The organism is Azospirillum brasilense (assembly GCF_008365405.1).
Lineage (GTDB): Bacteria > Pseudomonadota > Alphaproteobacteria > Azospirillales > Azospirillaceae > Azospirillum > Azospirillum brasilense_D.
The window spans coordinates 225,360-252,189 of the sequence record NZ_QOKV01000008.1 but is presented as its reverse complement, the minus strand read 5'-3'; the positions used below and the strand labels follow the sequence as shown (position 1 = coordinate 252,189).

The following is a 26,830-nucleotide window of genomic DNA, read 5'->3' as shown; positions in this document are numbered from 1 at the left end:
CTTGACAGGGCCGCTCAACGCGACCTCAACCCAAGCTTTCGAAACTGTTCGTCTCTTACTGCTTGACCGAGATGCTCAAGCGACCCGCGATGCCAGTCCCTCTCCGGAACCGGTCCGCGGCCAACGGCCAAAACCGCCGCCTGCGCATCCCTTCTCACAACACGGTATCAACGATATCCAAGATCCCGCGATCCTCATCAAGGACCGCTGCCCGTCCCGCGCTGCGCCACCGGAGTCCGGTGCGGCGCGTCGGGGCGCTGTATCTAGAAGATCCGACTTGCTCTGTCAAGCCTTTGTTTTCACGTTGGCCCGACGTTACTTCGTCTCGTCTTCGGCATCTCTGCCGTTCCCTTGCCGCCGTCGCGCTTCTCAGCGGCCCCGGCGTCGTGGGAGCCGGGTTATAGGCGGGTTGGATTAGCCCGGCAAGCGCTTTTTTCCATCGACCGGCATTTTTTCGCTGCACCGCATCACGAGCCCAGAAGGACGGTCATCGCCCCCTCGATCAGCCGCCGGGCGTTGGCGAACAGAGTCGCCATCTGAAGCGTCACCAGGAAGGCCAGCGCGTAGACGATCCCCGGCTGCGTCTCCTGCCAATCGAGGACGCGGCGGGTCAACCGCTCCGGCACCGGGACGGTCAGAACCGCCGCCATGATGAGGACACCGACCACCCCGCCGGCCAGGATGTCCGTCGGGAAGTGAAGCCCCAGATAGACGCGCGGCAGACAGATCACCACCAGCGTCCACAGGAAGGCGAAGGCCCCGACCAGCCGGTTCGACCACCACAGGGCCGCGGCCAGCGCGAAGAACAGCACGGCGTGGTCGCTGGGAAAGGAACTCCAGCCATCGACCGCCCAGGCGTTCACATCATACGGAACGACGAAGCCCAACTCCGGATCATGGACCGGGCGCAGGCGCATCGGCAGGAAGTTCTGCATCCCGCGCCCGATGGCGATGGCCAGCAGCGCCCCGGCGATGGTCTTCACCGAATAAAGGTCCGGCCCGATCAGCCGCCCGCTGCGCCGGGTCCAGCACCACCACAGCAGCGCCATCAGCACGCCGCCCTTCAGCAGGTCGCTTTGAGCGATGACATAAATGGTCTTGTCCGCCGCCATGCTGGCGCGGCTGTAGCCGTTCAGCCAGCCGATGATGACCAGATCGAATGCCGTGGTCACGCCGTTCCCTCCGTTCCGTCAAGCCGGTCGGCCTTTGCAAGGCCAACCGCTGGAAGCAAGGAACGGAAGGGCAAGCCCGGAGGGCGCCGGTTATCGGTCTTATTCCGGAAGAGTCAGCGCCGCTCGTACACGCTGTCGCCGCCCGCCGCGCCGAACAGAACGACGTCGTAGGGGTCCTTCACCCCCGTCTCCATGCCGGGCGAGCCCTGCGGCATGCCCGGAACGGCGAGGCCGACCGCCGCCGGGCGTTCGCGCAGCAGCCGCTGCACGCTGTCGGCGGGAACATGGCCTTCCAGCGCATAGCCGCCGACCAGGGCGGTGTGACAGGACTGCAGCGTGGCGGGCACGCCGAGGCGCATCTTCACCGGCTCCACATCGTCGACCTCCTGCACGGTCACCGGGAAGCCGGCGGCCCGCATGTGGTCCACCCAGCCGCCGCAGCAGCCGCAGGTCGGCGATTTCCACACCAAGACTTCCGGCTTCGCCGCGCTGGTGGACGCCGAGGCGGGGACCGTGCCGGCCAGACCGCGCACCGCGATGGCCAGGGCGCCCACCGTCAGGCTGGCCCCCATGGCCGTGAGAAACATCCGACGATCCAACATTCGCAACACCCGCTCCACAGTCTCGCGGAAAGATGGCTTGCGGCCACCCCGTTTCAACGCAGTTTGCCGCCCGCCGCCGCCGCCCGCTTTGATCGTGGTCAAACGACATACCGCGGACCGACGGTTGCGAAAGGACGAAATTCATTCCATAAGGACAACGAACCCGTTGCGCAGGTGAAGTTGCATCGGTTACCGCTGAATGGCAGCAATCCGCGTGGCAAACCTTGACCGGCACCGCCGGGAACCGGTTGTTGGCCGGCAACAGGCCGAACGGACGGGCAAGCTGAACGGACGGGCAGGACGGGCGGAACGCACAGCATGGAAACCGACCTTCTGTTCGCAGACGACGACCAACCGCCGCCGCCCGAGGACGGGGCGGAGCCGTGGATCGTGCTGATCGCCGACGACGATCCGGAGGTTCACGCGGTCACCCGGCTGGCGCTGGGAGGCCTGTGCTACAAGGGGCGGCGCCTGTCGCTCGTCAGCGCCCTGTCGGCAGGCGAGGCCGCCGCCGTCCTGCGCTGCACGCCCAACGTCGCCATCATCCTGCTGGACGTGGTGATGGAGACGGACGACGCCGGGCTGCGGCTGGTCCGCACCATCCGCGAGGATCTCAACAACAACGCCATCCGCATCATCCTGCGCACCGGCCAGCCGGGACAGGCGCCGGAAGAGGACGTGGTCCTCGCCTACGACATCAACGACTACAAGTCCAAGGCGGAGCTGACGGCGAAGAAGCTGTTCACCTCCGTCGTCGCGGCCCTGCGCGCCTACGCCGACATCGTGGCGCTGGAGACCAACCGCCGCGGGCTTCAGCAGATCATCCAATCCACCGACCGCCTGTTCGAACTGCGCTGCATGCAGCAGTTCGCGGCCGGGGTGCTGACCCAGCTGTCCGCCTTCCTGCGCGTGAAGCCCGACGCCATCCTGTGCGCCCAGCGCGGCGCCACCGGCCGGCCGCTGCCGGACGGCGCCTTCTACGTGCTGGCCGGAGCCGGCTGCTACGCCGAGGCGGCCGGGCAGACGGCGTCGCCAACCGGAGCGGTCATCCCGCCGGCCCTCGCCGATCGCATCACTGATGCCTTCCGCAGCCGCCGCAGCCATTACGGCGCCAACGAGACGACCCTGTTCATCCGCGTGCCGGACGGGCACGAGGTGGCGGCGTGGATTCACACCGACCGGCCTCTGGACGAGGTGGACCGTGGGCTGGTCGAGGTGTTCGCCTCCAAGATCGCCCTCAGCTTCGCCAACGTCAGCCTGTATGAGCGGCTGCGCGAGGCCAACGAGACGCTGGAGGCCCGCGTCGCCGAGCGCACCCGCGCGCTGGAGGCGGCGAACGCCAAGTTGGAGCGGCTGGCCACCGTCGATCCGCTGACCGCCGTGTGGAACCGCCGGCATTTCCTGGACCTCGCCGCGGCGGAGCTGGGACGGGCGCATCGGCACGGGCGGCGGCTCAGCGTCTTCCTGCTCGATCTCGACAACTTCAAGGCGGTCAACGACGGCCACGGCCACGCCGCCGGGGACGAGGCGCTGCGCACGGTGGTGGTCCGCGCCCGCGAGGCCCTGCGCACCTCGGACCAACTCGCCCGCTTCGGCGGGGAGGAGTTCGTCGCCCTGCTGCCCGAGACCGACCTTGCCGGGGCGCGCATCGTGGCCGATCGGGTGCGCGCCGCCATCGCCGGAAGCCCGGTGATGACCGACGGCCGGGCCATCCCCATCACCGCCAGCCTGGGCGTGGCCGAGTGGAGCGCCGCGGAGCCCTCCATCGAACAGACCCTGCGCCGCGCCGACGCCGCGCTCTACGAGGCCAAGCTGGCCGGACGGGACCGCGTGTGCGTGGCCGACGAGCCGCATCCGCCGCCCTGTTCGTGATGCGCCGCCATGGCGGATGCGGTTTGTGAAAACATAGAACCGCTTTCTTGCGGTCCGCACACGATGCGGAAACAGAGCGGATACGGAAATTTCCCTGACGTGAACGAAGTTTGCAAACTTCACTCGCCCTGCACTTAGGCGTTGCAGGTCCAGAGGGCGTGGATTACCGCTCCTCCATTCTCGACACCATGAGACGGTGAAAGCGGCGAACCGGCTCCGGGCCGCTTCCGCTCCGGTTCTTTTCGGGGGATCAGGGTCTCAGCCATGTGGAACGATTATGGTCAGGCGCTGTTCCTGGCGCTCGCCTTGGCCGGGCTGGGCTTCGGCATCGGCAAGGCGGCGGCCCTGTTGGGCGAGCGCGCGATCGAGCGGCGGCTCGGCACCGGCCGCCTGCAGGACACCATCACCCGCCGCGCCAAGCTGGAAGCCGGGTTCGAGGCGCGCAAGACGCAGCGCATCGACGATCTGCGCAAGGCCGAGCGGGACATCGGCGACGCCACGCGCCGCCGTCAGACGCTGGAACGGCGCCTGCGCGACCTTCAGCACCGCGGCGATGAGCTCCGGCGGCTGATCGGTGAGGAGGTCGCCGGCACGCCCTGCTACATCGCGCAGGTCGCGAACAAATATGTCGGCGGCGGCGCCAACCAGCAGGCGCAGCACGCCTTCATCGACTCCGGCTGGGCACGGCCCCAGACGGTCGAGGTGTGGGCGCGCACCATGCCGGTGGCCCGCGCCGAGATCGAGCGGCGCTACCCGCCCGCCTTCGGCTATGTGGTGTTGCGGATTCAGGAAACGCCTCAGGGCGCGTCGATCACGACCGGCGGGACGGGCGCCAGCCAGGGCAAAGCCGGGTCGGGCGATCCCCGCCCCCTGGCGATGGCGAGTTGAGGGCGCCGTGGGCCATCCATCGACGCTGCATCTCTTCTCCGCACTGGTCGGCGTGGCGACGCTGGCGGCCTCGCTCCTGTCGGCGCGGCGGCAGCTCCGGACGGCGGAGGATCGCATCGTCAACGCCGCGGCCCGCCGCCAGGCACAGGTGGAACGCCTCAAGCGCCTTGCCCGCGCCACGCTGGACCAGGCGCGGGAGCTGCGCGCGGCGCGGCGCCGCAAGGCATCCATCGACTTGGCCTGCGAGGATCTGGAGCAGCGTCTGGCGGCGGCGGGCGCGGAGGACCGGCGCGTCTATGTCCTCGATGACCGGCGGACGCCGGCGGATGCTGGATGGGTGGTGACGGTGGCCCACGCCGACTATGGCGCGCGCGTCACCGGCGGCCTGGAGAGAACGGCGCTGGACCGTTGGAAGAGGGGCCGTCGTTTTCTGGTCTGGGGACTGGACGAGACGAAGGCGCGGGAGAAGACCAACGCCCGCCATCCCGAGCACAAGGGCTTCTCCATTCTTTCGGTGAGTCCTTACCTCGATTGACGACTCGGACGGATAGGCTTCCCCGTTTGGGGGAGCCCCGGTGGCGGTCATCTGCCGGACGGACGGTTGCTGTCACCTCTTTTCGCTACCATGTCCTTCACAGTTGCGTCATTCTGATCGGGTCAAGCGGAGGAGCCATGATGGATCTCGATCTGGTCGTGCTCGTTGGAGCGATGGCTGCGGCCCTCGCCGGCCTCGCTGCCGCCCGCCCGGCCATGAAGCCGGTGCGTGTGCGCAGCCGGAACCGCCGTCGGCGCTGATCCCCCGGCGCCGCGACAGGCGGCGCTGCGGTCAGGCGGCGGCTTTGCCCCGGAGGCGTTCCGGGGCTGCCGTCAGCGGTCCAGGTTGCGGATCGCGCGGTTGAGTTCGTACTCTTTGGAAGCGACATGCGCTTCCAGGTTCCCCACGCGCTTTTCGAAATCGCGGAAGCGTTGCGTCAAGCCGGCCAGGGTGCGGTCGGGCTTGATCGACACGCCGCGCCAGAAGGCCTCCTCCTCCGGATTGCGGTAGACCGCCGGTGGCTTGACCGGCAGGACCAGCACCGCGATCACGTAGGCGAGGATCACCGGCGGCATGAAGAAGAACAGGCCCAGCACCAGAGCCAGCCGCACCAATGCAGGCTTGAACCCGAAATAATCGGCGATGCCGGCGCACACGCCCCCCACCACGCCACGCTGCGGATCACGGAAGAGCCGGTGCGGGTTGGGCGAGTCGTAAGGCGAAGAACGGTTCATCGTCGGGCTCCCGTCAGGTCGGATTGATCGTGGAATGCGGCAGGCTCAGAGCTTGTCGCGCCAATTGGGCGACTCCGCGTCGAGCACCCGCTCCAGCGCGTGGATGCGGCCTTCCAGGCGGTTCGAGATGTCCCACAGTTCGGCCAGAAGCTGCTCGTCCTGGGCCGACAACCCACGCTGCCCGCGCCATTTGGTGATGTAGTGGAAGATGATCCAAAGCGGTGCCACCACGGTTATGAAGAGCGCCGCGAGGACGAAGCTGAAACCGCTCATCGGGGGACGGCCTTTCTTGTTGTTTGGGAAACCCCTCTCCCGCGGAGCGGCGGGAGAGGGGGCTCAACGTCAACCCCGCCGTCCGGAAAGACAGAGCCGGGGCCAGTGTCGACGCCGGTGCGGGATCAGCTTCCCCGGCGCGCGGCGACGCGGGCCTTCAACGCGGACAGCTCGTCCTGGACCTTCTTGTCGGCCTCCAGTTCGGCGATTTCCTCGGTCAGCGTCTTGGTGCGGCCGACGTCGTAGGCCTCCACGCGGCCTTCCAGTTCGTCGAGATTGCGCTCCACCTGCTCGAAGCGGGAGAAGGCGTCGTTGATCCGCTCGTCGTGCAGGGTGGAGCGGACGCGGACGCGGTTGGCCGCCGTCTTGGTGCGGGCGACCAGCGCCTTCTCGCGGTTCTTGGCGTCGGTCAGCTTGGCCTGAAGGCGGCCGATGTCCTCGTTGGACTTGGACAGCGCCTCCTCGACCTGGGCGAGCTGGGCAGTCAGGACGTCGGCCTCCTCGGCGGCGCGCGACTTGGCCAGCAGCGCCTGCTTGGCGAGGTCCTCGCGGTCGTGGGTCAGCGCCGTCTCGGCCTTGCGGTCCCAGGAGTCGCGCTCGCGGTGCAGGTCGGCGATGCGGCGCTCGATCTCCTTGCGCTCGGCGATGATCTTCACCGTGGAGGAGCGCACCTCGACCAGCGTGTCCTCCATCTCCTGGATGATCAGACGGATCAGCTTCTCCGGGTCCTCCGCGCGGTCGAGCAGGGAGTTGAGGTTGGACTGCACGATGTCGGTCAGGCGCGAAAAGATGCTCATGGGGATGTGTCCGTTCTTGGTCGCTTAGGGTCGGGCGTTGATGGCGTCAGCCGAGGATCGTCGCGATCAGCAGGCCGGCGGCGAAGAACGCCCAGCTCTCGGTCGGGCGGCTGGTCAGGTAGGTCCGGATGCGCGCCGCCAGCGGACGGGCCTCGCGGGTGTAGCGGCGGTGGTAGTCGCTGTAGTGGCTCATGCGGGTCTCCTTGTTTGGTTCCCTTCTTCGCAATGGCCGTGCCAAAGCCAGAAACCCCTGCAAAGCCTTGGATTTCCAGGGGTGGGCAAGCGGAGACCGGTCTTGGAGCATCGCCATTTCCGCGATAGAATGAAGAAATTCGCCAACTCTTCGCCCTTTTGACCATGCAACCCAACCCACCTCCTCTGCTCGGGGAGTCCCCGGCCTTCCACGCGGTCCTCGCCCACGTCTCCCGTGTGGCGCCGCTGGAGCGCCCCCTGCTGGTCATCGGGGAGCGTGGGACCGGCAAGGAGCTGGTGGCCGCCCGCCTGCACTATCTGTCCCGGCGCTGGGACCGGCCCTTCGTGAAGGTGAATTGCGCCGCGCTGACCGAGAGCCTTCTCGACTCCGAACTGTTCGGGCACGAGGCCGGGGCCTTCACCGGGGCGATCCGCCGGCAGATCGGGCGGGTGGAGCAGGCCGACGGCGGCACGCTGTTTCTGGACGAGATCGCCACGGCCAGCCCCGCCGTTCAGGAGAAGCTGCTGCGCGCCGTGGAGTATGGCGAGATCGAGCGGGTCGGCGGGCGGACCCAGACCGTCGATGTGCGGGTGATCGGGGCGACCAACGCCGACCTGCCGGCGCTGGCCGAGACCGGGCGGTTCCGCGCCGACCTGTTGGACCGGCTGGCCTTCGACGTGGTGACCCTGCCGCCGCTGCGCGCCCGGCGCGAGGACATCCCCGTGCTCGCCGAACATTTCGCGCTGGGCATGGTGCGGGAGTTGGAGCGGTCCCTGTTCCCCGGCTTCACTCCACGGGCGCTGGAGCAGCTTCTCGACCACGGCTGGCCGGGCAATGTGCGCGAGCTGCGCAACGCGGTGGAGCGGTCCGTCGCCGCGTCCGACCCGGAGGGGCCGGTGGAGGAGATCCTGCTCGACCCCTTCGCCTCCGCTTGGCGGCCGGCCGCGCCGGCGGCGGCCGTCCCGTCACCGGTCGCGGAGGAGGCGACGCCCGTTGCCGCCGGAGACTTCCAGGAGCAGGTGCGGCGCTTCGAGTCCGGGCTGCTGGAGACGGCGCTGGAGCGCAACCGCTTCAACCAGCGCCAGACCGCCGAGGCGCTGGGGCTCGGCTACCACCAGCTTCGCGGGCTGCTGAAGAAGCACGGGCTGATCGGCAAGCCCGATTAACCCAATCCCTCTCCCGCCCCGGGAGAGGGTGCCCGCGACAGCGGGCGGGTGAGGGTCGTGCAAGGATCAAGGCGCTAATCCTTGGCAGCACCCTCACCCTTCCCGCGCTCCGCACGGGCCCCTTCCCTCTCCCGGGTCGGGAGAGGGATCTACTTCCTTTCCAGCAGCAGGGTGCCCTTGCTCTGCAGCCGGTCCTTCACCTTGTTGGCCAGCAGGCCGAGCGCCCAGGGAAGCTGCACCTCCACGGTGACGCTGTCGTCCTGCACGTCGATGAAGCCGGTGACGGTCTGGGCCATCGCCACCACGCGAAAATCCACGCGGTCGTCGGTCCAATGGTCGTCCATGCTGCTGGCGACCGCGGCGAGGTGGGAGCGGGCCTGCCCCACCCCCTCCGCCACGCGCCGCTTCGCCTCGTCCCGGCCGAGCTTGTGGGGAATGGAAACGGTCAGGGGTTTCGACATGAACAGGCTCTCCGCTGCGTCAACGCTTATTCATGGAAACAACAGTCCGCGGCGGCTTTTCTTCCACCCCCGTCATCCATCTGCAACGGTGCTAAGACAAATCTTATCTCTTTCGAGGGCGCTCTTTCGTCGCAACGGGGCGGCGGCGTATAGCTTTCCATCACAGATTACATCGGGCATGGACTTCTTGGGGGCCGCGACCGCGCCGTGAGCAACGATCGACCGGGCGAACTCTTTGCGGGGCCGCGCCCCATCCAGACGCGGGGCGAGGAAACGGCGCTGCGCCCCCGCCTGCCAAAACGCGCGCCCAAGCCGGAAAAGCCGACCAAGCCTGAGAAACCCAAGGCCGAGAAGCCGCGGAAAGCCGCTCCGCCGCCGCGGAAGACCGCCCCGAAAGCGGCCAGAGGCAGCGGTGGCGGGCGGCGGTCGATCCTCGGCACGCTGGTCTATGCCGGAACGGTGGCGGGCGTGTGGTGCGGCATCGCGCTGGGCGCGGTGCTGGCCTGGTTCGCGCTGGACCTGCCGGACATCTCCAAGGTCGCGCAGTTCGAACGGCGCGCCTCGGTCACCGTGCTGGCGGCCGACGGGTCGGAGTTCGCGCGCTTCGGCGACCTGCACGGCACGACGCTGGGCGTGCGCGACCTGCCGCCGCATCTGATCCATGCCGTGCTGGCCATTGAGGACCGGCGCTTCTACTCGCATTTCGGCGTCGATCCCATCGGTCTGGCCCGCGCGCTCTACGTCAACTGGCGGTCCGGGCGCTCGGCGCAGGGTGGTTCCACCATCACCCAGCAGCTCGCCAAGAACCTCTTCCTGACGCCCGAGAAGTCGCTGAAGCGCAAGATCCAGGAGGCCATGCTGGCGCTGTGGCTGGAGCACCGCTTCACCAAGGACCAGATCCTCACCGCCTATCTGAACCGCGTCTATCTGGGGGCGGGCACCTTCGGCGTGGACGCAGCGTCCCGCACCTATTTCGGCAAGCCGGCGACCCAGCTCGACCTGCGGGAATCGGCGATCATCGCCGGCCTGCTGAAGGCGCCCTCGCGCTACGCCCCGTCCTCCAACCCGGACGAGGCGGCGGAACGGTCGCGCGTCGTGATGGGCGCCATGGTGGACGCCGGCTTCATCACCGCGCAGGAACTGGAGGCGGCGCGCAACGCCCCGCCGTCGGCCAAGCGCAAGCCGGGCGGCGACGGGCGCTATTTCGCGGATTGGGTGACGGAGCTGGTCTCCGCCTTCGTCGGCTCCGGCCACGGTGACGTGGTGGTGCGCACGACGCTGGACCTCAAGCTGCAGCGCGCGGCGGAGCAGCGGCTGGAGGAGATCCTGTCCGGCGCCGGCGCCACCGCCAACGCGCGCCAGGGCGCCCTGGTCGCCATGACCACCGACGGCGCGGTGCGCGCCCTGGTCGGCGGGCGGGACTACGACAGCAGCGAGTTCAACCGCGCCACCCAGGCGATGCGCCAGCCGGGGTCGGCCTTCAAGCCCTTCGTCTATCTGGCGGCGCTGGAGGCCGGCTGGTCGCCCGACAGCCCGGTCGAGGACGCCCCGGTCCGCATCGGCGGCTGGAGCCCCGGCAACTACGACGGCAAGTTCCGCGGCACCGTCACCATGGCCAACGCTCTGGCCCATTCGTCCAACACCGCGACCGTGCGCATCATCGACCGCATCGGGGTGGAGCGGGTGCGCCGGGTGGCGGCGGGGCTGGGCATCAACTCGCCGCTGGGCAAGGACCTGTCGCTGGCGCTCGGCACCAGCGAGGTCAACCTGCTGGAGCTGACCCGCGGCTACGCCGGCATCGCCAACCGCGGCGCCCCGGTCTGGCCCTACGCCATCACCGAGATCAGGGACCGCGACGGCAACGTCCTGTACCGGCGGCAGGCCGGCGGCTCCGTCCCGGTGGTCGACCCGGCGCACGCGGTGCAGCTCACCCGCATGATGACCGGCGTCATCGAGTACGGCACCGGCAAGTCGGCGAAGCTCGACCGCCCGGCGGCGGCCAAGTCGGGCACCACCCAGGATTACCGCGACGCCTGGTTCGTCGGCTTCACCGCCGACCTCGTGGCCGGGGTGTGGCTGGGCAACGACAACAACGCCGAGATGAAGCGGGTCACCGGCGGCTCGCTGCCGGCCAAGCTGTGGCAGGGCTTCATGCTGGACGCCCACGCCGGACGCCCGCCCCGCCCCCTGCCGGGGATGGAGGGCGCCCCCGCCTATGTCGCCTCCGGCGGCATCGCCGAACCCGCCCGCGCCACCCCGGCGGCGGCCCCGGCGCGCGGGTCATCAGGCGGTGTGGCGGGCGGCATCGGCTCGCTGATCGAAAGCCTGACCGGCAAGGGCAGCGCGCCCCAGGTGCAGTACGACTACGGCAATCCGGTGCGGTGACGGGCGAGCGCATTGCCCCCACCCCGCCCCTCCCCCGCTGACGCAGGGGAGGGAGATTGGTCCCCTCCCCTGCGCAGCGGGGGAGGGTTAGGGAGGGGGCAATAGGGGCGAAAACTCAGCCCCCCAGATACCCCAGCACGCCCTTCCCCGCCCGCGCGCCCATGGCGAAGCAGCCCTGGAGGAGGTAGCCGCCGGTCGGCGCCTCCCAATCCAGCATCTCCCCGGCGACGAAGGTCCCCGGCAGGCGGGTCAGCATCAGCGAGGCGTCCAGCTCCGCCAGCCGGATACCTCCGGCGGTGGAGATGGCGCGCTCGATCGGCCGCACCCCGGTCAGCACCATCGACAGGCCCTTGATCTGGCGGGCCAGCGCCGCCGGGTCGGACAGTTCCGACGCCGGCGTGAACTCGCGCAGCAGGGCGGCGCGCGGGCCGGTCAGCGACAGGGACTTCTTCAGGAAGGTGGACAGCGATTCCGCCCCGCGGCGGCGGAGCCGTTTGGCGATCGCCGACTCCGGCAGATCCGGCATCAGGTCGATGGTCAGGGCGGCCCAGCCCTCGCGCTCGATGGCGTCGCGCAAGGGGGCGCTCAGCGCGTAGACGGCGCCGCCCTCGATGCCGGTCTCGGTGATGACGAACTCGCCCTTCAAACGCCGGTCGCCGAAGGCGAGGCCGACGCTCTTGACCGGCTGGCCGGCGAAGCGTTCGCGCAGGTGATCGGACCAGGGCACCTCGAAGCCCATGTTGGACGGGCGCAGCGGCGCGATGTCCACCCCGCGCGCCGCCAGCAGCCCGGTCCAGGCGCCGTCGGAGCCGGTGCGCGGCCAGCTCGCCCCGCCCAGCGCCAACAGGGTGGCGCGCGGGGCGACGGTGGTTTCGGTTCCGTCGCCCCGCTGGAAGCGCAGCGCGCCGGACGCGTCCCAGCCGAGCCAGCGGTGGCGGCTGTGCAGGGTGACGCCCAGCCCCTCCAGCCGGCGCAGCCACGCCCGCACCAGGGTGGACGCCTTCATCTGCACCGGAAAGACGCGCCCGCTGGAGCCGACGAAGGTCTCGATCCCGAGCCCCGCCGCCCAGTCGCGCAGGTCCGCCGGGGAGAAGCCGCCCAGCAGATCGGCGAACAGCGGGGCCTGCGCGCCATAGCGGGCGGTGAAGGCGTCCAGCGGTTCGGAATGGGTCAGGTTCAGCCCGCCGCGCCCGGCCAGCAGCAGCTTGCGCGCCGGGGTGGGCATCCGCTCAAAGACGGCGACCGAGCGGCCTGCCGCGGCGATGACCTCCGCCGCCATCAGCCCGGCCGGGCCGGCGCCGATGATCGCAACGTCGGGAGAAAAGACAGTTTCAGGGGCGTCGGTCATCGGGTCCCCCGAGGGGTGAAGGATGTCGACCGGTCCCGTCCGCACCGCCTTCACCAAAGGAAAAAGCAGGGTCGGACGGGACCGGGGCACTCAAGAAGCGGGTCGGCGGCGCGGGACCGGATCAGTCCGCGTCGTCCTCCTGGGCCACCTCGTCGGCAAGGTCGTTGGCCATGTCGGCGAAATAGCCCGCATCCACCTCCAGCCCATTCTCCTCGCAGATCCGCATGAAGATGCGGTAGGCGTGCAGGATCGCGACGTCGAGAACGACGAGGTCGCCCTCCTCGCTGTGCTTGTCGGTGATGCCACGCTCCTGGAGCGTGCCGACGATGTCGTGAGAGGCGGCCTGAAGCACCGCTTCCATGGCTTGTTTGTGCAGAGTCGACATCGCGGGGGTCCTCTTTCTCAAGTGGTCGTCTGCCGTCGGGCGCGGCGTGTTCGGCGCCGGCCCGTGGTAGAAAACCCCTCTTAGCAGCTTCGGGTTCTCGCCGCAGCGATCATCGCGCGCCGTCCTTCGCATGGCTCTGCAGATAGGTCAGCAGCAGGCGGCCCTCCTCCTCGTCCAGCCGGGTCAGCCGCTTCATGGCGTTCATCTTGCCGATCCAGGCGTTCGCGTCGAACGCGCCCGGCGGGTGCAGCGCGTGGCAGAGCGAGCAGTTGGCGTCATAGACCCGCGCGCCGTAATCCCACAGCGCGCCGAGCGTGCCCACATAGCCGCCGGCCCCGGTCCAGGCGGTCAGGCGGACCTCCGTCCATTCCTGTTCGGTTTCCGGATCGGTGACGCTGCGCAACGCCGCCGCTTGGCCCGCCACCGCCGCATTCAGCTTGACCGTGGTGATGCGCTTGCCCGGCTGGGCATAGAGCGTCTGCCTGGAGCTTCCGCGCTGCCAGCCGGTGATCTCGACCTGCAGGGCGCCGCCCTCCGCCGCCAGGATCGTCACCGGAGTCGCCGCGGCGATCTCGCCGTCTCCACCAGCCCCGAGCGCCGGTAGCGCGCCGTAAAGGGCGAGGCTGGTCAGGGCGTAGGCGGTGTCGCCGGGCTTCAGGGCCAAAGCCTTCGCCTGCTCCGACAGACCGGCGAAGAGTTGGCGATGGCCGGCGGTGACGTCGGGGAAGCTGTGGGCGATGCCCTTGTGGCAGTCGATGCAGGTCTTGCCGGCCTTCTCCGCCCCTTCCATGGCGCTGGCCGCCTTCGGTGTCTGCTTATGGAAGTCCATGGCGCCGAAGGAATGGCAGTTGCGGCATTCCTGGCTGTCGGTCGCCCGCATGCGCTCCCATTCGCGGCGCGCCAGCGTGTGGCGCTTGGCCTCGAACTTCTCCTTGGTGTCGATAGAGCCGATGAGCCAGTGATACAGCTCGCCGGACGCCTGCACCTTGCGGATCACCTTGTGCGTCCAGTCGCGCGGGACGTGGCAGTCGGCGCAGGTGGCCCTTACGCCGGAGGCGTTCTGGTAGTGGGGCGAGGTCTTGTACTCGACATACACGTTGTCGCGCATCTCGTGGCAGGAGACGCAGAACTCCATGCTGTTGGTCGCTTCCATCGCGGTGTTGAAGCCGCCCCAGCCGACCACCCCGACGACGACGCCCACCAGACCGGCCAGCGCGAGCGTCCCGAAGCCCCCCGCCGTCTTCCATCCCCACCGCATGTCGATACCCTGCAACCATCCTCAAGAAAAGGAATGGGGCCAGGCCGCCCCAACGACGCCCGGCCCCATCCAAACCGCCGAACCGTCAGTCGAAGGGATGCGGCTTCGGCGTCTTGTCCGTGGACGGCGGCAGGATCGGCAGAGCGAAGCTCGGCTGGTCACCGGTCAGCGTCTTCAGGAAGGCGACGATCTTGGCGTTCTCGTCGGTCGAGAACTTCTTGCCCAACTGGATGCGGCCCATGACGTCCACGGCGTCGGACAGCGTCGCCGCCTCGCCGTCGTGGAAGTAGGGGTAGGTCAGCGCGACGTTGCGCAGCGTCGGAACCTTGAAGTTGAAGCGGTCGGCCTCCTCCTTGGTCACCGCGATGCGGCCCTCGGCGGGGTTGTTGGTCTTGTAGGGCTCGACGACGCCCATCTTCTGGAAGGTGTTGCCGCCGGCGGCCGAGCCGTTGTGGCAGGCGGTGCAGCCCGAGTCCTTGAACAGCTCGTAGCCTTCCAGCTCGACGGTGGTCAGGGCCTTCTTGTCGCCCTTCAGCCACTGGTCGAAACGGGAGTTCGGCGTGACCAGCGTCTCCTCGAAGGCGGCGATGGCCTTGGTCACCTCCTCGATGGTGATCTTGGTCTCACCGAAGACCTCGCCGAATTCCTTCTGGTATTCGGGGATGGAGCGCAGCACCTCGACCGCCAGGGCGTGGGTGGAGCCCATCTCGCCGGGATTGGCGATCGGGCCGCCGGCCTGCTCCTGCAGAGTCAGCGCACGGCCGTCCCAGAACTGCGCGACGTTCAGGCTGGAATTCAGCACGGTCGGCGAGTTGATCGGACCCTGCTGCCAGTTGTGGCCGATGGAGGTCTTCAGGTTGTCGGTGCCGCCCATGGACAGGTTGTGGCACGAGTTGCAGGAGATGAAGCCGGACTTGGACAGCCGGGGATCGAAGTACAGCTTCTTGCCGAGTTCAACCAATCCGGGATTGGCGATCTTCGCCGGCTCGATCGGCGAAATCGGTTCGTCGGCGGCGAACGCGGGCACGCCGAAGGTGGCGACGGAGGCCGCCAGCATGGCCGCGAAGGACACGGCAGCACGCATGGACATCGCACTTCTCCCTTATCGAAGTTCTAATATTTTGGCTAATGCCTTGATGCAAAATGACAGTGGCATGGCCCACTCTGGTGATACCAGTGACAGGCGTGTCGCGCGGCAACGTGTCGCATGTCCTTATACAAACTGTGGCCATTCAAAACAATCATCGGCGCCGGCATGAAAAAGGGGCGGCGGGACAACCCGCCGCCCCATTGGGACGATGCTCGAACAAAGACCTTTGGTTGCGCCTAATCGGCAGCCTGACTGGTCATGCCGCCTTGCACGCCGGACGGCATGCCCTTCACCACCTCGTCCGCCGTGGCGCGGTGAACCTTCACGGAGCCGGTCCACTGGCCCCAGGCCTTCGGGTCGATCGTGTCGCCGTTCTTGCCCAGCGACTTCAGCCGCTTCTGGTCCTCGTCGGTCAGCACCTGCTTGGGCAGGGGGGCCAAGCCGGCCACGTCGGCGGCGGTCATGCCCAGCATGCCGGCGACCCGGCTGCCGTAGTCGTCATGGATCAGGAAGAAGTGCCAGAGCATGCGCTCCTGGACGTCGCGTTCGCACTGGCCGAGCAAGGTGCCCATGTTCAGGACGAGATCGTCGCGCTCCCAGTCCATCATGGTGCAGTAGCGGCCCCGCGCCTGGACATAGTCGTTGCGGCGCTCGATCACGCTGCGGGTCAGGCGGCCGTGGAGTTCCGGCGGGTTGTTCGGCTCCTCCCGCTGGGCTTCGCTCAGGCCGTTGTGGATGGACGGCTCGAAATTGACGTGCGGGTTCTGCCCCGGCGCCAGATCGCGTTGGTAGGACATCTGGCCACCCGACAGGTTGGTGGCGACCGGCGCGTTCTTGGCTTGGTTGATCGGCAACTGCTGATAGTTGGGGCCAACCCGGTAGCGCTGCGTGTCGGAGTAGGAGAAGGTCCGCCCGACCAGCATCTTGTCGTCCGAGAAATCCAGCCCGTCCACCAGCACGCCGGTGCCCATGGCGATCTGTTCGTTCTCGTTGAAGACGTCCTCGACGTTGCGGTTCAGCGTCATCACGCCGACATGGCGCAGCGGGAAGTCCGACTCGGGCCAGATCTTGGTGTCGTCCAGCGGGTCCCAGTCCAGTTCGGGATGGTCGTGGTCCTCCATGATCTGGACATACACATCCCACTGCGGGTAGTCGCCTCGGTCGATGGCCTCGTAGAGATCCTTGGAGGCGGAGCCGAGATCCTGCCCCTGCACCTTCGCCGCCTCCTCCGCCGTCAGGGAGGCGACGCCGCAGCGCGGGTGGAAGTGGTACTTGACCAGCACCGTATCGCCGTTGGCGTTCACCATCTTGTAGGTGTTCACGCCGAAGCCTTCCATGTGCCGGTAGTTCGCCGGAATCCCGCGCGGGCTGAACAGATGCGTCAGCATGTGCATGGATTCGGGCGTCTGGCTCATGAAGTCGAAGATGCGGTTCGGTTCCTGACGGAAGGTCACCGGATCGGGCTTCAGCGAATGGATGACGTCCGGGAACTTGATGGCGTCGCGGATGAAGAAGACCGCCAGGTTGTTGCCGACCAGATCCCAGTTGCCGTCCTCCGTATAGAATTTCACCGCGAAGCCGCGCGGGTCGCGCGCCACCTCCGACGAATCGCGCCCGCCGATGACGGTGGAGAAGCGGATGGCCAGCGGGGTCTTCTTGCCGGCCTGTTGAAACAGCTTGGCGCGGGTGTAGGTGGAGGCCGGCTCGTCGCCGATCTTGCCGGTGGCCTCGAACTCGCCGTAGCAGACGAAGCCGCGGGCGTGGACCACGCGCTCCGGAATGCGCTCGCGGTCGAAGTGGGTGATCTTCTCCAGGAACTGGTAGTTCTCCAGCGTCGCCGGCCCGCGGCTTCCCACGGTGCGCTGGGATTGGTTGTTGGTGATCGGATGGCCCTGACGGTTGGTCAGAGTCTTCGATTGGTCAGCCATCGCTTTCTCCCTGAACAGCAGCAAGAGCCGGCCCGCCCCAGGGGACGTCCGGTTCGTTGTCAACGCCAACAGTTTGGAAGCGTTCCAATCTGAACCGCCGGCCGGCGGCACCCTGTCCGTCAGGGAGATGCCCAAACGGGAAAAGGGCAGCCCCGAGGGACCGCCCTTTCCGCAAACGTCGTGGATGACGTGAGCTATCAGAAGCCCATGCCGCCCATGTCGTCCATGCCACCCGGCATGCCGGCCGGAGCAGCCTTCTTCTCCGGCTTCTCGGCGATCATCGCCTCGGTGGTGATCAGCAGGCCGGCGATCGAGGCCGCGTCCTGCAGGGCGGTGCGAACCACCTTCACCGGGTCGATGATGCCGGCGGCGACCAGATCGGTGAACTCACCCTTCTGGGCGTCGTAGCCGAAGTTGGCGTCGTTCTGGTCCAGCAGCTTGCCGACCACGATCGAACCGTCGGTGCCCGCGTTGTAGGCGATCTGACGGACCGGGGCCTGCAGGGCGCGGCGGATGATCTCGATGCCGACGCGCTGCTCGTCGTTGATCGGCTTCAGGGCGTCGAGCGCCTTGGTGGCGTACAGCAGGGCGGTACCGCCGCCGGCGACGACACCCTCTTCCACCGCGGCGCGGGTGGCGTGCATGGCGTCGTCAACGCGATCCTTGCGCTCCTTCACCTCGACCTCGGTGGCGCCGCCGACGCGGATGACGGCAACGCCGCCAGCCAGCTTCGCCAGACGCTCCTGCAGCTTCTCGCGGTCGTAGTCCGAGGTGGTCTCCTCGATCTGCGCCTTGATCTGGCCGATGCGGGCCTGGATGTCCTCGGCCGAGCCGGCGCCATCGACGATGGTGGTGTTCTCCTTGGAGATCACGACCTTCTTGGCGGTGCCCAGCATGTCGATGGTGACGTTCTCGAGCTTGATGCCGAGATCCTCGGAGATGACCTGGCCGCCGGTCAGGATGGCCATGTCCTCCAGCATCGCCTTGCGGCGATCACCGAAGCCCGGGGCCTTGACGGCGGCGACCTTCAGGCCGCCACGCAGCTTGTTCACGACCAGGGTCGCCAGGGCCTCGCCCTCGACGTCCTCGGCGATGATCAGCAGCGGGCGCGAGGACTGCACGACGGCCTCGAGGACCGGCAGCAGGGCCTGCAGACCCGACAGCTTCTTCTCGTGCAGCAGGATGAACGGGCTCTCGAGGTCCGCGATCATCTTGTCGGCGTTGGTGATGAAGTACGGCGACAGGTAGCCGCGGTCGAACTGCATGCCCTCGACGACGTCCAGCTCGGTCTCGAGGCTCTTGGCCTCTTCCACCGTGATGACGCCCTCGTTGCCGACCTTCTCCATGGCCTGGGCGATCATCTTGCCGATCTCGCCTTCGCCGTTGGCGGAGATGGTGCCGACCTGGGCGATCTCGTCGTTGGTCGTGACCTTCTTGGCACGGCCGCGGATGTCGTTCACGACGGTCTCGACGGCGAGGTCGATGCCGCGCTTCAGGTCCATCGGGTTCATGCCGGCGGCCACCGACTTCACACCCTCGCGGACGATGGCCTGGGCCAGAACGGTCGCCGTGGTGGTGCCGTCGCCGGCCAGGTCGTTCGTCTTCGACGCGACCTCACGCACCATCTGGGCGCCCATGTTCTCGAACTTGTCCGACAGCTCGATTTCCTTGGCGACCGAGACGCCGTCCTTGGTGATGCGCGGAGCGCCGAAGGACTTCTCGATCACGACGTTGCGGCCCTTCGGACCCAGCGTCACCTTCACGGCGTCGGCGAGGATGTCCACACCGCGCAGCATCTTCTCACGCGCGGCGGCGGAGAACTTAACTTCCTTGGCAGCCATTGCTCACTTCCTTGAAATTCGGGGGGTTGGATCGCTCAGCGCGGGCGGAGGCTCAGGCCTCGACGACGCCCATGATGTCGGATTCCTTCATGATCAGGAAATCCTCGCCCTCGATCTTCACCTCGGTGCCCGACCACTTGCCGAACAGGATGCGGTCGCCGGCCTTCACGTCGAGCGCAACGACCTTGCCGCTCTCGTCACGGGCGCCCGGACCCACCGCGATGACCTGGCCCTCCTGGGGCTTCTCCTTCGCGGTGTCGGGAATGATGATCCCGCCCTTGGTCTTGGTGTCGGACTCCAGACGCTTGACGACGACGCGGTCGTGCAGCGGACGGAACTTCATGGGGATGCCTCCAGGATCAAGGCTTATTGAAAGGATTGGCGCCGGGCTCGGGGCTGTTAGCACTCTCCCCCGGCGAGTGCCAGACAGCTAATCGAGCTGCGGTTTTGATTCAAGAGGGTCGTTGCGGCAATCGGTGCGATTCCTGGCAGCAGTCGCCCCTTCCTGCTGCTAATGCATTGAAGTAAAAGAAAAATTTTTGTTGCCCGCCACAGCCGCGAACGGCACACTTTCACAAAAGAATCACCAGGACGCAGCGGAAGGACGCCACCGGTTCCACCATCACGGAGGCAGAGCATGGCCAGTCTGGGGCTTCAGCTTCGCGATTACCGCCTGACCACGGCGGAGATTCTGTACCACATGCCGGACCACCCGCACCTGCTGCAGAGCTATCTCTGGCAGGAGTTGGACCTCGCCCCCGGCTACCCGGTGCTGCGCCGGTTCCTGGGTTTCTGGCAGGCCAACCTGGACGGCAGGCTGCATTCGGTGAAGCTGGCGACCCACCGCCTGATCACGCCGGGAGAGGCCCGCGCGGTGGCCGCGGAATTCCGCTGGAATTGACGCCCAACCCCTTCTTTCGCGGGAAAATGTGAAAAAATAAACCATTATTAAGATCATAACTCTTTCGATAGGCTTCCCTCAGCACGCACTGTCCGTGCCGATGCACGTCTACGACAAGCTGGGGGATGACGAACATGACGACGCCGGTTTGCGAAGAAGCGGTCAACCTTGTGAAGCATTTCGAAGGTCTTTACCTCAACGCCTACCTGTGCCCGGCGGGGGTGCCGACCATCGGCTACGGCCACACCGCCGGGGTCGAGCTGGGGCAGAGCATCACCTCCGCCCAGGCCGACGGTTTCCTGCAGTCGGACCTGACCGCCGCCGCCGCCCAGGTGGACAAGCTGGTCACCGTCGCGCTGAACCCGGACCAGCGCGGCGCGCTCGCCTCCTTCGTGTTCAACCTGGGGGCCGGCAGCCTGCAGTGCTCGACCCTGCTTCGCCTGCTGAACCAGGGCGACTACGAAGGCGCGGCCGGCCAGTTCGGCCGCTGGGTCTACGCCACGGTCAACGGCGTCAAGACGCAGCTTCCGGGTCTGGTGAAGCGCCGCGCCGCCGAAGCCGACCTGTTCGAAAGCTCCACCACGCCGCTGCCCCAGGCGGCGGTCAGCACCGCCACGGGTGCGTGAACGGGAGACGCGGAGTCCCTCTCCCGCCTCGGGAGAGGGAAGGGGCCCACGCACAAGCGTGGGAAGGGTGAGGGTGATGCCGAGGATCAATGCCTGATCCTTGTGCGACCCTCACCCGCCCGCTTCGCGGGCACCCTCTCCCGGGGCGGGAGAGGGAAAGCATCTCCCCTCACCCCTTCCGTTGGCCGGTCAGCCGCAGGCCGCGGTCGATCCATTGGGCGGTCAGCTTTTCCTGGACGGCGTTCTGGCGAAGCCGCTGGTTCAGGTTGGCGAAATCCACCCGGTCCAGGCTCTGGTCCTGGTTGAAGCAGGAGAAGACCACCGTCTCCTCCCCCGTCGCCGGGTCGGTGTGCCGTTGCAGGCACTGGGCGCAGATCTCCTTCATCATGCATTGCATGGGGGAGTTGATGGAGCCGATGGCGGCGTGGCCGGGCTTCAGGTAGGGCTTCAGCAGGCCGTGCCGGGCCGCCCCCACCGCTGCCATCATGCGGTCGGAACCGATGGCGACGATGCGGTCCACCGTCTCCAGCGGAATGTCCGCCGGTCCCAACTCGCCCGCCGCGTAGGCGCGCATGGCCTCCACGATGTTCCCGACGAAACTCAGATCATCGGGGCGCGTCGGCGTGAAGCCCGGCGCCTCGTCGCAGCACCAGACAACGCGGTCGGCGGCGGCCTCGATCTGTTCGGTCTTGTAACGGTCCTCCATCCGCTTGTAGCCGGCGAAGTAGACGACCCGGTTGCCGCGCGCCCGGCAGGCCTGCCCGATGGAGAACAGCACCGCGTTGCCCAGCCCGCCGCCGACCAGCGCCACCGTCTCGCCCTCCGGGATCTCGGTGGGGGCGCCGGTCGGCCCCATCACCACCACCGGATCGCCGGGCTTGAGCAAGGCACAGAGATCGGACGAGCCGCCCATCTCCAGAACGATCAGGGAGAGCAGCCCGGCCTCCTTGTCCACCCAGGCCCCGGTCAGGGCCAGCCCTTCCATCGCCAGCGTGGTCCGGCCGATCCGTTGCGCCAGCGTTTCGAAATTCTGCAGCCGGTAGAACTGTCCGGGTTCGAAACGGCGCGCCGCGGCCGGGGCCTTCACCACCACCTCCACGATGGTCGGGGTCAGGCGGGTGACGCTGTGCACCAGGGGCCGCAGCTCGGCGTTCAGGCGCCGCACCAGCGCCTCCGGCGTCACGGAGGTCGGCGCCCGGCGGGCCAGCGCCCGGCTGACCACCGGATAGCCGCGCTTCGCCCCGCCCATCGCCTTCACCACATTGCCGGCGAAGGACGGGTGCAGATCGCCGAAGAAGCTGAGGAACCGCCCATCCGGCGCCCGCGCCATCAGCACATCAGCCTGGGCCGGCTTGGCCTGCCGCTCCGGCGTCACCGGCCGGCCGTCCTCGTCGATGGCGCGGAAGCAGCGCCCGTCCAGCTCGACCCACTCCGGCTCCTCGCGGGCCAGGACGGTGTTCGGCTGGGTGCCGGCGGCGACCAGGATGGTGCGGGCGGGAAGCCGCGCGTCCACCGCGGCGGGCGCCACCACCCCGTCCGGCCCGACCGGGTTGATGGCGAGGTGAATGGCCCGCGCGGCGCCCATCTCGTCGATCTCCACCCCGCGCGGGGCGGCGCATTCCAGGAAACGGATGCCCTCGGCCAGCCCGTGCGCCACCTCCTCGTGGTTCAGCGTGTAGCTGGGGCTGTCGATCAGCCGCCGTCGATAGGCGATGGTCGAGCCGCCCCAGGATTGCAGCAGCGCCGCGACGCGCGGCTCCCGCCCCTGCTCCCCGGCCTCCAGGCGCTCCGCCCGGATGGCGCGGGCGTGGGCCAGGAACTCGTCGGCAAGGTCGGCCTCGTCGGGAGTCCAGCGGGCGCGCACCGCCGCCTCCCCCCGCTCGGCCGCCAGGACCTCGTAGCGGGAGAGGAATTTCTCGACCTGGACCGGGTAGTAGGCCAGCGCCTCCGTCGCCGTGTCGATGGCGGTCAGCCCGCCGCCGATCACCACGATGGGCAGCCGGACCTGGAGGTTGGCGATGCTGTCCGCCTTGGCCGCCCCGGTCAGTTGCAGCCCCATCAGGAAGTCCGAAGCCTGCCGCACCCCGCGGGCCAGCCCGTTCGCCATCGGCACGACAGTCGGCTTGCCCGCCCCCATGCACAGCGCGATGTGGTCGAAGCCCAGTTCCAGCGCCCTGTCGATGGTCAGCGTGCCGCCGAAGCGCACCCCGCCGATGATCGTCATGCGCGCCCGGCGTTCCAGCAGCAGCCGGATCACCTTCAGGAAATTCTTGTTCCAGCGCACGGTGATGCCGTATTCGGCCACGCCGCCGAAGCCGGCCATCACCCGCTCGTCCAGCCGGTCGTAGAGGTCGCGCACGTCGCGGATCGGCCGGAAGGGCACCCGCGTGCCGCTGGGCAGGACGCCGGAGAGGTCGGCGGGCAGCGGCTCGATCTTCAGCCCGTCGATGCCGACCACCGTGTGGCCGTCGTTCATCAGATGATGCGCCAGCGTGAAGCCCGCCGGCCCCAGCCCGGCCACCAGAACCTTATAGCCGCTGTCCGGCCGCATCAGCGGGCGGCGCAGGTCCAGCGGGTTCCAGCGGGTCAGCAGGCTGTAGATCTCGAAGCCCCAGGGCAGCTCCAGCACGTCCTTCAGCGTGCGGGTCTCCGCCTGCGGGATGTCCACCGGCTCCTGCTTCTGGTAGATGCAGGCCTTCATGCAGTCGTTGCAGATGCGGTGGCCGGTGGCCGCGCACATCGGGTTGTCGACCACCACCACGGCCAGCGCCCCGATGGGCACCCCCTCAGCCTTCAGAGCGTGCATCTCGGAAATCTTCTCTTCCAAGGGGCAGCCGGCCAGCGCGACGCCGAAGGCGCTCTTCTGGAACTCCCCCGTCTTGCGGTCGCGCAGCCCCTTGGAGCAGCTGTCCTTGCCCTGGTTGTGGCACCAGATGCAGTAGTTGGCCTCGTCCAGCGCCCCGGCCAGATCGGTGCCGGGGTCGGTCAGGTGGAAGCCCTGGCGCTCGCGGCAGGCGTCTTCAGGCAGGCGCATCATGGTGACGCCGTGCCGTTCCACCGTCTCCACGGGGACGAGACGCTGCGGGTCGGTGCGGTGCGGCACCTGGAACAGCACGCCGCCGCCGTGCCGGGCGCGCCCGGCCTCGCTGAAGACCGCCCAGGCGGCGTATTGGGCGGCGCTGTCGAGTTGGTCGGCGTGGGCGGCCTCGTCCTCCATCCAGGCCAGCACCTGCCGGGCGAAGCCAGCCTCGGTCAGCGGGCCGCCCAGCCAGTCCTCCAGCCGCGCGGCCAGCTCCGCCCCGTCGAGGGCCGCGACCGCCTCCGGCTTGACCGCCTTGGCGGCGCGGCGCTGAACGAACAGGCGCTTGGCGGTGTAGAGCGGCGCCAGCTCCGTGTGGCGGGCGCGCAACTCGTCGAGCGCGGCGCGGATGCCGAACAGATCGCCGATGAAATCCTCGGCGTGGGGGGCGAGCGCGATCAGCAGGTCGCTTTCCGCCCTGGCCTCCAGCCGGTCGGGCTGGGCGCGGGCGGACAGCAGCCGGTTGGCGAGCGCCACGTCCGTGTCGGACAGCCGGGCGAGGAAGGCACGGTCGAGCCGGGCCAGCCCGTCCTGCCCGTAAAGCTCGTGGAACGACAGGCCGAAGCCGAGGGTGAGGTCCGCCATCGCCGCCCCGCATCCGAAGCCGTTGGTAAGACTGATATTTGTAACACCCGCGGCGCGCCGCCTTCACCCGAAACCGGTGTCGCCGGCCACGGGGTAACCCGTGTCCGTTTGACGCAGCCGCTGCCGCACCCCACATGAGCCGGAGGTCCCTATCCCCCCGGAACCTTTCCGCATCATCCGGAGCCGCCCGTCCGTGACCGACATCGCCGCCCCCGCCCTCGCCGGGAAAGACGTCCGCGACCCCGCCTCCACCCGCCCCATCGCCTACTGGCTTCTCGTCTGCTGCGCGATGGTCTTCGCCATGGCGGTGATCGGCGCCATCACGCGCCTGACCGAATCCGGCCTGTCGATGGTGGAGTGGAAGCCGCTGATCGGCATCCTGCCGCCCCTGTCGGAGGCGGAATGGAACCGCGTCTTCGGCCTCTACCAGACCACGCCGGAGTTCCGCATCCACAACGCGGCGATGGATCTGGCGGCCTTCAAGCAAATCTTCTGGTGGGAGTGGTTTCACCGCTTCTGGGGCCAGCTGATCGGCTTCGTCTTCCTGATCCCCTTCCTGCGCTTCTGGGTCAACGGGCGCATTCCCGCCGACCTGTGGCCGAAGCTGGCCGGGCTGTTCCTGCTCGGCGGGCTCCAGGGGGTGATCGGCTGGTACATGGTCAAGAGCGGTCTGGTCGACCGGCCCGACGTCAGCCACTACCGGCTGGCGCTGCATCTCGGCACGGCGGTCGTGATCTACGGGCTGCTGCTGCGCACCGCGCTGGGGATTCTCGACCCGCTGCCGCTGGCCGGCTGGGCGACCGAGTCCGGCCGGCTGCGCAAGCACGCGCGCTGGGCCTTGGGGCTGACCGGCGTCACCATCGTCTGGGGCGCCTTCGTCGCCGGAACGGACGCCGGGCTGGCCTACAACACCTTCCCGCTGATGGCCGGCCACATCATCCCGCCGGAGGTGGCCAACCTGACGCCCTGGTGGATCAACTTCTTCGAGAACACCGCGGCCATCCAGCTGACGCACCGGGCGCTGGCGCTGCTGACGGGGCTGGTGGTTCTGGGGCTGGCCCTGCGGGTGTGGGTGGCCCGCCTGCCGGGCCGCGCCGGGCGGGTGGCGCTGCTGACCGCGGCGATGGTGCTGGTCCAGATCGGGCTGGGCATCGCCACGCTGCTGAGCTTCGTGTGGATACCGCTGGGCGCCGCCCATCAGGCGGGCGCCATTCTGCTGGTGTCCGGGCTGGTCTGGCTGCTTCACGAGCTGCGCCCGGTGTCCGTTCCGAAGCGCTGACGCCGTCCAATTCCCTCTCCCGCCCCGGGAGAGGGTGCCCGCAGAGCGGGCGGGTGAGGGTCATGCGAGGATCAAGAGACTGATCCTTGCCGGCACCCTCACCCTTCCCACGCCTGCGGCGCGGGTACCTTCCCTCTCCCGGGACGGGAGAGGGGTTTTCCACTCACCTCAATCGTGCTTGCGGATGAACTCCCGCACCGCCGGCATGATGCTCTCGCGCCAGCGCCGGCCGTTGAAGATGCCGTAGTGGCCGACGCCCTTCTGGAAATGGCGGGCGCGCATGTCGTCCGGCAGCGAGGCGCAGAGGCGGTGCGCCGCCTCGGTCTGGCCGGGGGCGGAGATGTCGTCCAGCTCGCCCTCCACCGTCATCACGGCGGTCCGGCGGATCGCCGCCGGCTCCACCTTGCGCCCGCGCGACTCCATGGTGCCGTTGGCGAGCGCGTGCTTCTGGAACACCGTCTCGATGGTCTGCAGGTAGAATTCCGCCGACAGGTCCATGACCGACAGGTATTCGTCGTAGAAGCGGCGGTGCTGCTCCGCGGAGTCGCCGTCGCCGCGGACGAGGTGGCGGAACAGGCCGACATGCTCCCCGATGTGGCGGTCCAGATTCATCGACATGAAGCCGGAGAGCTGGACGAAGCCCGGATAGACCTGACGGAAGCCGCCCGGATAGTAGGCCGGGACGGTGGTGATGACGTTGCGCTCGAACCAGGACAGCGGGTGGGTCGCCGCCAGCTTCACCGGCACGGTCGGGTTGGCCATCGGGTCGATGGGACCGCCCATCAGCGTCATGGAGCGCGGCTGCACCGCCTCGTCCCCTGCCGCCATCAGCGACACCGCGGCCATTACCGGCACCACCGGCTGGCACACCGCGATGACGTGGGTCTGCGGCCCCAGGAAACGGATCTGCTCCGTCACCGTGTCGATGTAGTCGTCCAGATCGAAGCGCCCGCGCGCCAGCGGCACCAGCCGGGCGTCGATCCAGTCGGTCACGAAGACGTCGTGGTCGGCCAGCAGCGCCGCCACCGTGCCGCGCAGCAGCGTCGCGTGGTGGCCCGACATCGGGGCGACGAGCAGGACGCGCGGCTGCGCCGGCGTGCCCTCCGGCTTGGCGAAGTGCAGCAGGTTGCAGAAGGGCTTGCGATGGACGATGCGCTCGGTGACCGCCACCGTCTCGCCGTTCACCACCGTTGTCTTCAGGCCGAAGTCCGGCTTGGGGAAGCGGCGGGTGGTGCGCTCCAGCAGTTCCGCGCCGGCGGCCATGGCGCGTCCGACGCGGGTGTAGGAAACCGGGCTGAACGGGTTCTGGAAGGTGTGCTGGGTCGCTTCGGCCAGGAGGCGCATCGGGCGCAGAGCGGCGTGCTGCAGATCGTAGAGATGGTAGAGCAACATGTCCTCGCTTCGGCGGTTGATCCCACGCCCGGTCGGCTGG

At 68.4% G+C, this 26,830-nt stretch carries 25 protein-coding genes; 9 read left to right on the top strand and 16 right to left on the bottom strand.

The genetic code is table 11. The features are described from left to right. Window positions 1–467 precede the first annotated feature (467 nt). Entirely contained in the window at window positions 468–1,172 is a 705-nt protein-coding gene (locus DS837_RS15275) for a phosphatase PAP2 family protein (RefSeq protein ID WP_149165530.1), read from the bottom strand. Between the two features lie 113 nt (window positions 1,173–1,285). Next, window positions 1,286–1,759, bottom strand: a complete 474-nt coding sequence (locus DS837_RS15270; RefSeq protein WP_149165529.1) for a DUF411 domain-containing protein — start codon at window positions 1,757–1,759, stop codon at window positions 1,286–1,288. Between the two features lie 333 nt (window positions 1,760–2,092). On the opposite strand from DS837_RS15270, the gene DS837_RS15265 reads away from it, so the two are divergent. The 4 genes from DS837_RS15265 to DS837_RS33085 all read left to right on the top strand — a co-directional run bounded on the left by DS837_RS15265 (window position 2,093) and on the right by DS837_RS33085 (window position 5,329). After that, window positions 2,093–3,646, top strand: a complete 1,554-nt coding sequence (locus tag DS837_RS15265; protein ID WP_149165528.1) for a diguanylate cyclase — start codon at window positions 2,093–2,095, stop codon at window positions 3,644–3,646. A gap of 264 nt (window positions 3,647–3,910) precedes the next feature. After that, complete coding sequence (locus tag DS837_RS15260) at window positions 3,911–4,534, top strand: hypothetical protein (RefSeq protein WP_211102240.1); 624 nt, start codon at window positions 3,911–3,913, stop codon at window positions 4,532–4,534. 7 nt (window positions 4,535–4,541) lie between these two features. Then, window positions 4,542–5,069, top strand: a complete 528-nt coding sequence (locus DS837_RS15255; RefSeq protein ID WP_247889941.1) for a hypothetical protein — start codon at window positions 4,542–4,544, stop codon at window positions 5,067–5,069. A gap of 137 nt (window positions 5,070–5,206) precedes the next feature. Further along, entirely contained in the window at window positions 5,207–5,329 is a 123-nt protein-coding gene (locus tag DS837_RS33085; RefSeq protein ID WP_014239103.1) for a hypothetical protein, read from the top strand. 72 nt (window positions 5,330–5,401) lie between these two features. Here DS837_RS33085 and pspC read toward each other — a convergent pair whose 3' ends face one another. The 4 genes from pspC to DS837_RS32080 form a co-directional block, all read right to left on the bottom strand. Then, complete coding sequence (gene pspC / locus DS837_RS15250) at window positions 5,402–5,803, bottom strand: envelope stress response membrane protein PspC (protein ID WP_149165527.1); 402 nt, start codon at window positions 5,801–5,803, stop codon at window positions 5,402–5,404. 45 nt (window positions 5,804–5,848) lie between these two features. Further along, on the bottom strand, window positions 5,849–6,076 hold the full coding sequence (gene pspB, locus DS837_RS15245) for an envelope stress response membrane protein PspB (RefSeq protein ID WP_149165526.1): 228 nt from the start codon (window positions 6,074–6,076) through the stop codon (window positions 5,849–5,851). Window positions 6,077–6,201: 125 nt separating this feature from the next. After that, on the bottom strand, window positions 6,202–6,873 hold the full coding sequence (gene pspA, locus DS837_RS15240; protein ID WP_149165525.1) for a phage shock protein PspA: 672 nt from the start codon (window positions 6,871–6,873) through the stop codon (window positions 6,202–6,204). A 46-nt stretch (window positions 6,874–6,919) separates the two neighbouring features. After that, window positions 6,920–7,066, bottom strand: coding sequence for a hypothetical protein (locus DS837_RS32080; RefSeq protein WP_014239099.1), 147 nt, complete (start codon window positions 7,064–7,066; stop codon window positions 6,920–6,922). A gap of 164 nt (window positions 7,067–7,230) precedes the next feature. Here DS837_RS32080 and pspF point away from each other — a divergent pair, with 164 nt between their 5' ends. Beyond that, entirely contained in the window at window positions 7,231–8,232 is a 1,002-nt protein-coding gene (pspF, locus tag DS837_RS15235) for a phage shock protein operon transcriptional activator (protein ID WP_149165524.1), read from the top strand. A 149-nt stretch (window positions 8,233–8,381) separates the two neighbouring features. Here pspF and DS837_RS15230 read toward each other — a convergent pair whose 3' ends face one another. Then, entirely contained in the window at window positions 8,382–8,693 is a 312-nt protein-coding gene (locus tag DS837_RS15230) for a polyhydroxyalkanoic acid system family protein (protein WP_149165523.1), read from the bottom strand. A gap of 207 nt (window positions 8,694–8,900) precedes the next feature. Here DS837_RS15230 and DS837_RS15225 point away from each other — a divergent pair, with 207 nt between their 5' ends. Further along, window positions 8,901–11,078 carry a transglycosylase domain-containing protein gene (locus DS837_RS15225; RefSeq protein WP_149165522.1) on the top strand — a complete coding sequence of 726 codons (2,178 nt, stop codon included), beginning with the start codon at window positions 8,901–8,903 and terminating at the stop codon, window positions 11,076–11,078. A gap of 115 nt (window positions 11,079–11,193) precedes the next feature. Here DS837_RS15225 and DS837_RS15220 read toward each other — a convergent pair whose 3' ends face one another. From DS837_RS15220 to groES, 7 genes are all read right to left on the bottom strand, one after another. Then, window positions 11,194–12,426, bottom strand: a complete 1,233-nt coding sequence (locus DS837_RS15220; RefSeq protein WP_149165521.1) for a BaiN/RdsA family NAD(P)/FAD-dependent oxidoreductase — start codon at window positions 12,424–12,426, stop codon at window positions 11,194–11,196. Window positions 12,427–12,547: 121 nt separating this feature from the next. Beyond that, on the bottom strand, window positions 12,548–12,811 hold the full coding sequence (locus DS837_RS15215; RefSeq protein WP_014239094.1) for a hypothetical protein: 264 nt from the start codon (window positions 12,809–12,811) through the stop codon (window positions 12,548–12,550). Between the two features lie 109 nt (window positions 12,812–12,920). Next, entirely contained in the window at window positions 12,921–14,069 is a 1,149-nt protein-coding gene (locus tag DS837_RS15210) for a NapC/NirT family cytochrome c (RefSeq protein ID WP_149165520.1), read from the bottom strand. An 85-nt stretch (window positions 14,070–14,154) separates the two neighbouring features. Continuing rightward, entirely contained in the window at window positions 14,155–15,159 is a 1,005-nt protein-coding gene (locus DS837_RS15205; protein ID WP_282187572.1) for a cytochrome-c peroxidase, read from the bottom strand. Between the two features lie 236 nt (window positions 15,160–15,395). Then, window positions 15,396–17,087 (bottom strand): catalase, encoded by a 1,692-nt coding sequence (locus DS837_RS15200; protein WP_149165519.1) that lies wholly within the window; start codon window positions 17,085–17,087, stop codon window positions 15,396–15,398. A 197-nt stretch (window positions 17,088–17,284) separates the two neighbouring features. Beyond that, window positions 17,285–18,928: a chaperonin GroEL gene (gene groL, locus DS837_RS15195; protein ID WP_035670811.1), complete on the bottom strand. Its 1,644-nt coding sequence runs from the start codon at window positions 18,926–18,928 to the stop codon at window positions 17,285–17,287. Between the two features lie 52 nt (window positions 18,929–18,980). Next, a complete protein-coding gene (gene groES / locus DS837_RS15190) occupies window positions 18,981–19,271 on the bottom strand; it encodes a co-chaperone GroES (protein ID WP_145623298.1) in 291 nt (96 codons plus the stop codon). 294 nt (window positions 19,272–19,565) lie between these two features. Between groES and DS837_RS15185 the strand changes: the two genes are divergently transcribed. Then, a complete protein-coding gene (locus DS837_RS15185) occupies window positions 19,566–19,829 on the top strand; it encodes an usg protein (RefSeq protein WP_149165518.1) in 264 nt (87 codons plus the stop codon). Between the two features lie 134 nt (window positions 19,830–19,963). Next, a complete protein-coding gene (locus DS837_RS15180) occupies window positions 19,964–20,455 on the top strand; it encodes a lysozyme (RefSeq protein WP_149165517.1) in 492 nt (163 codons plus the stop codon). 169 nt (window positions 20,456–20,624) lie between these two features. Here the strand turns inward: DS837_RS15180 and DS837_RS15175 are convergent, their stop codons facing one another. Further along, a complete protein-coding gene (locus DS837_RS15175) occupies window positions 20,625–24,119 on the bottom strand; it encodes a pyridine nucleotide-disulfide oxidoreductase (protein ID WP_149165516.1) in 3,495 nt (1,164 codons plus the stop codon). Between the two features lie 193 nt (window positions 24,120–24,312). Here DS837_RS15175 and DS837_RS15170 point away from each other — a divergent pair, with 193 nt between their 5' ends. Beyond that, window positions 24,313–25,398, top strand: a complete 1,086-nt coding sequence (locus tag DS837_RS15170; protein WP_149165515.1) for a COX15/CtaA family protein — start codon at window positions 24,313–24,315, stop codon at window positions 25,396–25,398. Between the two features lie 168 nt (window positions 25,399–25,566). On the opposite strand, the gene DS837_RS15165 is transcribed toward DS837_RS15170, so the two are convergent. After that, window positions 25,567–26,787, bottom strand: coding sequence for a polyhydroxyalkanoate depolymerase (locus DS837_RS15165; RefSeq protein ID WP_149165545.1), 1,221 nt, complete (start codon window positions 26,785–26,787; stop codon window positions 25,567–25,569). Window positions 26,788–26,830 lie beyond the last annotated feature (43 nt).

Bases quoted from the DNA above. Each gene is read 5' to 3' on its own strand.
- DS837_RS15270 (WP_149165529.1), bottom strand. From the start codon at position 1,759: ATGTTTCTCACGGCCATGGGGGCCAGCCTGACGGTGGGCGCCCTGGCC.
- DS837_RS15265 (WP_149165528.1), top strand. From the start codon at position 2,093: ATGGAAACCGACCTTCTGTTCGCAGACGACGACCAACCGCCGCCGCCC.
- DS837_RS15260 (WP_211102240.1), top strand. From the start codon at position 3,911: ATGTGGAACGATTATGGTCAGGCGCTGTTCCTGGCGCTCGCCTTGGCC.
- DS837_RS33085 (WP_014239103.1), top strand. From the start codon at position 5,207: ATGATGGATCTCGATCTGGTCGTGCTCGTTGGAGCGATGGCTGCGGCC.
- pspC (WP_149165527.1), bottom strand. From the start codon at position 5,803: ATGAACCGTTCTTCGCCTTACGACTCGCCCAACCCGCACCGGCTCTTC.
- pspB (WP_149165526.1), bottom strand. From the start codon at position 6,076: ATGAGCGGTTTCAGCTTCGTCCTCGCGGCGCTCTTCATAACCGTGGTG.
- pspA (WP_149165525.1), bottom strand. From the start codon at position 6,873: ATGAGCATCTTTTCGCGCCTGACCGACATCGTGCAGTCCAACCTCAAC.
- DS837_RS32080 (WP_014239099.1), bottom strand. From the start codon at position 7,066: ATGAGCCACTACAGCGACTACCACCGCCGCTACACCCGCGAGGCCCGT.
- pspF (WP_149165524.1), top strand. From the start codon at position 7,231: ATGCAACCCAACCCACCTCCTCTGCTCGGGGAGTCCCCGGCCTTCCAC.
- DS837_RS15230 (WP_149165523.1), bottom strand. From the start codon at position 8,693: ATGTCGAAACCCCTGACCGTTTCCATTCCCCACAAGCTCGGCCGGGAC.
- DS837_RS15220 (WP_149165521.1), bottom strand. From the start codon at position 12,426: ATGACCGACGCCCCTGAAACTGTCTTTTCTCCCGACGTTGCGATCATC.
- DS837_RS15215 (WP_014239094.1), bottom strand. From the start codon at position 12,811: ATGTCGACTCTGCACAAACAAGCCATGGAAGCGGTGCTTCAGGCCGCC.
- DS837_RS15210 (WP_149165520.1), bottom strand. From the start codon at position 14,069: ATGCGGTGGGGATGGAAGACGGCGGGGGGCTTCGGGACGCTCGCGCTG.
- DS837_RS15205 (WP_282187572.1), bottom strand. From the start codon at position 15,159: ATGTCCATGCGTGCTGCCGTGTCCTTCGCGGCCATGCTGGCGGCCTCC.
- DS837_RS15200 (WP_149165519.1), bottom strand. From the start codon at position 17,087: ATGGCTGACCAATCGAAGACTCTGACCAACCGTCAGGGCCATCCGATC.
- groL (WP_035670811.1), bottom strand. From the start codon at position 18,928: ATGGCTGCCAAGGAAGTTAAGTTCTCCGCCGCCGCGCGTGAGAAGATG.
- groES (WP_145623298.1), bottom strand. From the start codon at position 19,271: ATGAAGTTCCGTCCGCTGCACGACCGCGTCGTCGTCAAGCGTCTGGAG.
- DS837_RS15185 (WP_149165518.1), top strand. From the start codon at position 19,566: ATGGCCAGTCTGGGGCTTCAGCTTCGCGATTACCGCCTGACCACGGCG.
- DS837_RS15180 (WP_149165517.1), top strand. From the start codon at position 19,964: ATGACGACGCCGGTTTGCGAAGAAGCGGTCAACCTTGTGAAGCATTTC.
- DS837_RS15175 (WP_149165516.1), bottom strand. From the start codon at position 24,119: ATGGCGGACCTCACCCTCGGCTTCGGCCTGTCGTTCCACGAGCTTTAC.